General features: G+C 70.4%; 1 protein-coding gene and 1 pseudogene. Both read right to left on the bottom strand.

Going from position 1 to position 7839, the window contains the following annotated elements:
* A pseudogene (locus AC1DYN_RS30720) lies at positions 1 to 1876 on the bottom strand (heme utilization protein); the annotation flags it as partial.
* 69 nt (positions 1877 to 1945) lie between these two features.
* Positions 1946 to 7807 (bottom strand): SPM autocatalytic domain-containing protein, encoded by a 5862-nt coding sequence (locus AC1DYN_RS30725; RefSeq protein ID WP_477966284.1) that lies wholly within the window; start codon positions 7805 to 7807, stop codon positions 1946 to 1948.
* Between the last annotated feature and the right edge of the window lie 32 nt (positions 7808 to 7839).

Consider the following 7839-nt stretch of genomic DNA (forward strand, 5'->3'; position numbering starts at 1 on the left):
GCGCGCTGGTCAGCGCGGCGAACTGGGCTGTGCCCAGCGCGACGATCTCGTCGGTCGTCAGCGCCGCCACTGCGGCGGCGCTCAGCGCGCGCACCGCGCCGGTGCTCAGCGCCGCCAGGTCGGCCGTCTCCAGCGCCGCCACCTGGGTCGCCGTCAGCGCGGCCGCCTGGGCGGTCGACAGCGCGGCGAACTGCGTGGTCGTCAACGCGTTCAGGTAGTCGGTGTGCAGCGCGCCGATCTGCGGGCCGGTCAGCGACGCGATCTGCGCGGTCGTCAAGGCCGCGAACTGGTCCGAGCTGAGTGCGTCCACCTGCGCCGGCGTCAGCGCGCGGAATGCGGCCGAGCCCAGCGCCCGCAGGTCGCTCGTCTCCAGCGCCAGCATCTGCTGCGGCGTCAGCGCGGCGGCCTGCGTCGCGGTCAGCGCCGCCGCCTGGGCGGTCGTCAGCGCGGCGATCTCGTCGGTCGTCAGCGCGGCCACCGCGGCAGCGCTCAGCGCCTTGATGGCCGAGGTGTTCAGCGCCGCCCAGTCGGCCGTCTCCAGCGCGGCCACCTGGGCCGGCACCAGGCCTGCCACCTGGGCCGAAGACATCGCGGCGAACTGCGCCGTGCTCAGCGCGCGCAGGTCGTCGGTGCCGAAGGCCGCCACCTGGCCCGGCGTCAGCGAGGCCACCTGCGCGGTCGTCAGCACCGCCAGCTGGTCCGATGTCAGCGCGTCGATCTGGGCATTGCTCAGCGCCCGGAACGCGGCCGTGCCCAGCGCCCGGATGTCCGCCGTCTCCAGCGCCGCGACCTGGTCGGTCGACAGCGCGATCACCTGGGCCGAGGTCAGCGCGGCGACCTGCGTGGTCGTCAGCGCCTGCAGGTCGTCGCTGCCCAGCCCGGCGATCTGCGTCGGCGTCAGCTTCGCGATCTGCGCCGTCGTCAGCGCCCCGAACTGCGCGGGCGTGAACGCGTCGATCTGCGCCGGGCTCAGCGCCTGGAAGGCCGCGGAGCCCAGCGCGCGCAGGTCGGCCGTCTCGAGGGCCGCGACCTGGTCGGTCGTCAGCGCCGCCACCTGGGCGCTGTTCAGCGCGGCGACTTGCGCCGTCTGCAAGGCCTGGATGTCAGCGGTCGTCAGGGCCGCGATCTGCGCCGGCGCCAGCGCGCCCACCTGCGCGGTGCCGAGCAGCGCCACCTGGTCGGTGCTCAGCGCGTCCAGCTGCGCGGCCGACAGTCCGCGCAGCGCCGCCGTCGTCAGCGCGCGCAGGTCGGCCGTCTCCAGGTTCACGATCTGCTGCGTCGTCAGCGCCGCCGCCTGCGCGCTGTTCAACGCCGCGAACTCGGCGGTGGTCAGCGCGTTCAGCACCTGCGTCGCCATCGCGGCGATCTGCGCCGGCGTCAGTGCCGCCACCTGCGCCGTGGTCAGCGCGACCAGCTGCGCGGTCGTCAGTGCATTCAGGTCGGCCGTCGGCAGCTGCGCCACCTGGGCCGTCGTCAAGGCTGCCAGCTGCTGCGTCGTCAGCAGGCTCACTTCCTGGGTCGTCAGTGCGGCCAGTTGCGCGCTGTTCCAGCTCCGGATCGCCGCGGTGGTCAGTGCGCGCAGGTCGGCGGTTTCCAGGTTCGCCGCCTGCGTGGTCGTGATCGCGCCGGCCTGCGTCGCCGACAGCAGCGCGAACTGCGCCGTCGTCAGCGCATTCAGCTCGGCCGTCGTCATGCCGGCGATCTGCGCCGTCGTGAGCGCCTGCACCTGGGCGTCGGTCAACCCGCCGGTGCTGGACGTGGGCGTCGCCGGCGTGGTCGAGGTCGAGCCGCCGCTGCCGCCGTCGGACGAGAACAGGTCCCGCCACGCCGAGGGCAGCAGCTTGCCGACCAACCATTTGACGAAGCCGAATTTCATTCAGATGACCGGCGTGGCAACGCGGCACGCACTCCAGGGGGTGCGTGCCGCGCCGTCAGCCTCCCTCCATCAGATCAGCGGGCCGATGTTCTTCAGGTGTTCTTCATCGGCCAGGAGCTTGTGGTCCACGTGCACCGCGGCATGCGCCGCCGGCTGCACCGTGGCCGCCGTCGGGGCGCTGCTGCCGCCCAGCACGTCGGCCGTCGGGGCCGCCAGCACGTCGGACAGCGCGACCGGCAGTTCCTTGGTCGTCGCCGCCTCGGTGCTCGCCTGCTTGCCGAACCAGACGTCGGCCATGTCGTGCTTGGCGCCGTCCGTCGTCGTGTAGCTCGACACCAGGCCCAGCAGGTTGCCGTTCTGCACCGTGGTGCCGGTGGCCGCATGCAGGTCCAGCGAGACGATCCCGAAGTCGGCCAGGCCCTTGAGCTCGCCGGCTTCCGAGATGCCGTCCTGGTTGGCATCGACCCACACCTTCAGCTTGTCGAAGTTAGCGTCCGCTGCGGTCAGCTTGCCGTCGTGGTTCGTGTCCTCGATCTTCATGGCCTCGTACCCGTTGCCGGCGCGGGTGCCGTCGGCCTTCAGGGTCGCGACGCCGAACAGCTCGGTGCCGTCGTTGATCTTGCCGTCGCCGTTGCGGTCCATCACCAGCAGGCCGTCCGTCGCCGAGGCCCAGCCCACCTTCGAGGCGTGGCCGCTGGCGTTCAGGTCGAAGCTGACGCCGTGCGCCGCCGACACCGTCGAGACGCCGTCGCCGTTCAGGTCCAGCACGATCGGCGAGGCAGCCATGAAGGCATCCAGCTGCGGCGACGACATCACCGCGATGTCCTGGCCTTCGAAGGCCGAGATCTGCGTCATCGACATCGCCGCGATGTCCTGCGTCTCCAGGGCCATCGTCTGTGTGGTCGTCAGCGCGATGATCTGGTCGGTCGTCAGCGAATGCACCTGCGCGGTCGTGAAGGCGGCGATCTGCGCCGCGCTCAGGGCCTGGAAGGTGTCGGTCGTGATCGCCATCACCTGGTCGGTCGTCATTGCCTGGATCGAGGCCGTGCTCAGCGCATGGATGTCCGCGGTCTCCAGGTTGCCGATCTGCGTTGCCGTCAGCGAGGCCACCTGGGCGGTGTTCATCACCAGGAACTGCGACGCGGTGAAGGCGTTCAGGTCGTCGGTCGACAGGTGCGACAGCTGCGAGGTCGTCAGGTTGCTCACCTGGCCGCCCAGCGACGACAGCTGCGTCGTGGTCAGTTCGGCCAGCTGGGCGTCCGACAGGGCACGCAGCGAGGTCGAGGTCAGCGCACGCAGGTCCTGCGTCTCGATCACCGAGATCTGGTCGGTGGTGAAGGCCATCACCTGGGCCGTCGACAGCGCCGCGAAGTGCGCCGTGTTCAGGGCCTGGATGTCGTCGGTGGCCAGCGTGCCGATCTGCGTCGGCGTCAGCGCCGCCACCTGCGCGGTCGTCATCGCGGCGAACTGCGTCGTCGTCAGCGCGTTCAGGTCATCGCTGGACAGGCCGGCGACCTGGGTCGTCGTCAGCGATGCGACCTGGCCGGTCGTCAGGGCCGCGAACTGGTCGGAGCCCATCGCGTCCAGCTGGCTGCCGCTCAGCGCGCGCAGCGAGGCGGTGCTCAGCGCACGCAGGTCGTCGGTCTGCAGGGCCGCCATCTGGTCGGTGCTGAAGGACTGGGCCTGGGCCGTCGTGAAGACCGCGAACTGGCTGGTCGTCAGCGCGTTCAGGTCGTCGGTGGTCAGCGTGCCGACCTGACCGGCCGTCAGCGCCACCACCTGGGCGGTCGTCAGCGCCGCCATCTGGTCCGAGGTCAGGGCCGCCAGCTGGTCCGAATCGAGCGCGCGGATCGCGTTGGTGCTCAGCGCGCGCAGGTCGGCGGATTCCAGGTTCGGCATCTGGTCGGTCGTCAGCGCATGCGCCTGGGCCGTGGTCATCGCCGCGTACTGGCTCACCGTCATCGCACGCAGGTCGTCCGATTGCAGGCCGGCGATCTGGCTGGCCGTGAGCGAAGCCACTTGCGTGGTCGACAGCGCCGCGAAGTCGGCGGTGTTCAGCGCGTTCAGGTCGTCGCTGGCCAGGTTGGACAGCTGGGCCGTCGTCATCGCCTGCACCTGGGCCACCGTCAGCTGGCCCATCTGGTCGGAGGTCAGCGAATCGACCTGGGCGGTGCTCAGGTTGGCGATCGCCGCGGTGCTCAGTGCACGCAGGTCGGCCGATTCGAGCGTCGGCAACTGGTCGGTGGTCAGCGAGGCCACCTGCGCGGTCGACAGGATCGCGAACTGGGCGGTGCTCAGCGCGTTCAGGTCGTCCGAGGCCAGCGAGGACAGCTGGGTGGTCGTCAGCGCGGCCACTTGCGCGGTGGTCAGCGAGGCGATCTGGTCGGAGGTGAGGGCGGCGAACTGGTCGCTGTTCAGGCCGCGGATGCCGGCGGTGCTGATGGCACGCAGGTCGGCCGATTCCAGGTTCGGGATCTGGTCGCTGGTCAGCGCACCGACTTGCGCGGTGGTCAGCGCGGCGTACTGCGCCGTCGTCATCGCACGCAGGTCGTCGGTCTGCAGGCCTGCGACCTGGCTCACCGTCAGCGACGCGACCTGGGCGGTCGACAGCGCGACGAAGTCGGCTGTGTTCAGCGCGTTCAGGTCATCGGTGACCAGGTTGCTCAGCTGGGCGGTCGTCAGGCCGGCGACCTGGGCGGTCGTCAGCTGGCCCATCTGGTCGGAGGTGAGGGCGTCGATCTGCGCGGTGGTCCAGTTGCGCAGCGCGGCGGTGCTCAGTGCACGCAGATCCGCAGACTCCAGCGTCGGGATCTGGTCGGTCGTCAGCGCGGCGGCCTGGGCGGTCGACAGGGCCGCGAAGTGGGCGGTCGTCAGCGCGTTCAGGTCGTCGGAGCCGAGTTGCGACAGCTGGGTCGTCGTCAGCGCGGCGACCTGGCCGGTCGTCAGCGCGGCGAACTGGTCGCTGGTCAGCGAGCCGAGCTGCGAAGAGTCGAGCTGGCGCAGCGCCGCGGTGCTGATGGCACGCAGGTCGGCAGATTCCAGGTTCGGCAACTGGTCGGTCGTCAGCGCGGCGATCTGCGTGGTGCTCATCGCGGCGTAGTGCGCCGTGCTCAGGGCACGCAGGTCATCGGACTGCAGGCCGGCCACTTGCGTGGCGGTCAGCGAGGCGACTTGCGCAGTGGACAGCGCGGCGAACTGCGCGGTGTTCAGCGCGTTCAGGTCGTCGGTGACCAGGTTGGACAGCTGGGCGGTCGTCAGCGCGGCGACTTGCGCCGTCGTCAGCTGGCCCATCTGGTCGGAGGTCAGCGCGTTCAGCTGGTCGGTGCTCCAGCCGCGCAGCGCGGCGGTGCCGAGCGCACGCAGGTCGGCCGATTCGAGCGTCGGGATCTGGTCGGTCGTCAGCGAGGCCACCTGCGCGGTCGACAGGATCGCGAACTGGCTGGTGCTCAGCGCGTTCAGGTCGTCCGAGGCCAGCGAAGACAGCTGGGTGGTCGTCAGGGCCGCCACCTGTGCGGTCGTCAGCGAGGCGATCTGGTCCGAGGTCAGCGCAGCGAACTGGTCGCTGTTCAGGCCGCGGATGCCGGCGGTGCTGATGGCGCGCAGGTCGGCCGATTCCAGGTTCGGGATCTGGTCGCTGGTCAGTGCACCGACTTGCGCGGTCGACAGCGCGGCGTAGTGGGCCGTCGTCATCGCACGCAGGTCATCGGATTGCAGGCCGGCGATCTGGCTGGCGGTCAGCGAGGCGACCTGGGCGGTGGACAGCGCGACGAAGTCGGCCGTGTTCAGCGCGTTCAGGTCGTCGGTTGTCAGGTGCGACAGCTGGTTGGTCGTCAGGCCGGCCACTTGCGCGGTCGTCAGCTGGCCCATCTGGTCGGAGGTCAGCGCGTTCAGCTGGTCGGTGCTCCAGCTGCGCAGCGCGGCGGTGCTCAGCACGCGCAGGTCGGCCGATTCCAGCGTCGGGATCTGGTCGGTGGTCAGCGACGCGATCTGCGTCGACGACATCGCCGCGAACTGGCTGGTGCTCAGCGCGTTCAGGTCGTCCGATGCCAGCGAGGCGATCTGGGTGGTCGTGAGCGCGGCCACCTGCGTGGTCGTCAGCGAGGCGATCTGGTCCGAGGTCAGCGCAGCGAACTGGTCGCTGTTCAGGCCACGGATGCCAGCGGTGCTGATGGCCCGCAGGTCGGCCGACTCCAGGTTCGGCATCTGGTCGCTGGTCAGCGCACCGACCTGCGTGGTCGTCAGCGCGGCGTACTGGGCCGTGCCGAGGGCGCGCAGGTCATCCGATTGCAGGCCGGCGATCTGGCTGGCGGTCAGCGAGACCACCTGGGCGGTGGACAGTGCGGCGAACTGCGCGGTGTTCATCGCGTTCAGGTCGTCGGTCGTCAGGTGCGACAGCTGGGCGGTCGTCAGGCCGGCCACTTGCGCGGTCGTCAGCTGGCCCATCTGGTCGGAGGTCAACGCGTTCAGCTGGTCGGTGCTCCAGCTGCGCAGCGCGGCGGTGCTCAGCACGCGCAGGTCGGAGGACTCCAGCACCGGGATCTGGTCGGTCGTCAGCGAGGCCACTTGCGTGGTCGACAGCGCGGCGTACTGCTGCGTCGTCAGGGCGCGCAGGTCGTCGCTGTTCAGCGTCGACAGCTGGGTGGTCGTCAAGGCAGCCACCTGGCCGGTCGTCAGCGCGGCGATCTGGTCGGAGCCCAGGGCAGCGAGCTGGTCGGAGTTGAGCGCACGGATCGCGCTCGTGCCGATGGCCCGCAGGTCGGCCGATTCGAGGTTCGGGATCTGGTCGCTGGTCAGCGCGCCGACCTGGGTCGAGGTCATCGCGGCGTACTGCGCGGTGCCCAGTGCACGCAGGTCATCGGACTGCAGGCCGGCGATCTGGCTGGCGGTCAGCGAGGCGACCTGGGCGGTGGACAGCGCGGCGAACTGCGCGGTGTTCAGCGCGTTCAGGTCGTCGGTGACCAGGTTGGACAGCTGGGCGGTCGTCAGGCCGGCCACTTGCGCGGTCGTCAGCTGGCCCATCTGGTCGGAGGTCAGGGCGTCGATCTGCGCGGTGCTCCAGCCCTTCAGCGCGGCGGTGCTCAGCGCGCGCAGGTCGGCCGATTCCAGCGTCGGGATCTGGTCGGTCGTCAGTGCAGCGGCCTGGGCGGTCGACAGCGATGCGAACTGGCTGGTCGTCAGGGCGTTCAGGTCGTCCGAGGCCAGCGAAGACAGCTGGGTCGTCGTCAGTGCGGCGACCTGGCCGGTCGTCAGCGCGGCGAACTGGTCGCTGGTCAGCGAACCGAGCTGGTCGCTGTTCAGCTGGCGCAGCGCCGCGGTGCTGATCGCACGCAGGTCGGCCGATTCCAGCTTCGGCAACTGGTCGGTCGTCAGCGCGGCGACTTGCGCGGTCGTCAGCGCCGCGAACTGGGCGGTGCCGAGGGCGCGCAGGTCATCGGACTGCAGGCCGGCGATCTGGGTCGGGGTCAGCGAGGCGACCTGGGCAGTGGACAGCGCGACGAACTGCGCGGTGTTCAGTGCGTTCAGGTCGTCGGTCACCAGGTTGGACAGCTGGGCGGTCGTCAGACCGGCCACTTGCGCGGTCGTCAGCTGGCCCATCTGGTCGGAGGTCAGCGCATCGATCTGTGCGGTGGTCCAGTTGCGCAGCGCGGCGGTGCTCAGCGCACGCAGGTCGGCCGATTCCAGCGTCGGGATCTGGTCGGTCGTCAGCGCGGCGAGCTGCGTCGACGACATCGCGGCGAACTGGGTGGTGCTCAGCGCGTTCAGGTCGTCGGAGGCCAGCGAGGCGATCTGCGTGGTCGTCAGTGCAGCCACCTGGCCGGTGGTCAGCGAGGCGATCTGGTCCGAGGTCAGCGCGGCGAACTGGTCGCTGTTGAGGCCGCGGATGCCGGCGGTGCTGATGGCACGCAGGTCGGCGGACTCGATGTTGGGCATCTGGTCGCTGGTGAGCGCACCGACTTGCGCGG

This window comes from Rhizobacter sp. P2_D12, assembly GCF_056404395.1.

What these genes read in the sequence shown, in the direction of transcription:
- AC1DYN_RS30725 (WP_477966284.1), bottom strand. Translation starts at nt 7,807, where the DNA reads ATGCCCAACATCGAGTCCGCCGACCTGCGTGCCATCAGCACCGCCGGC.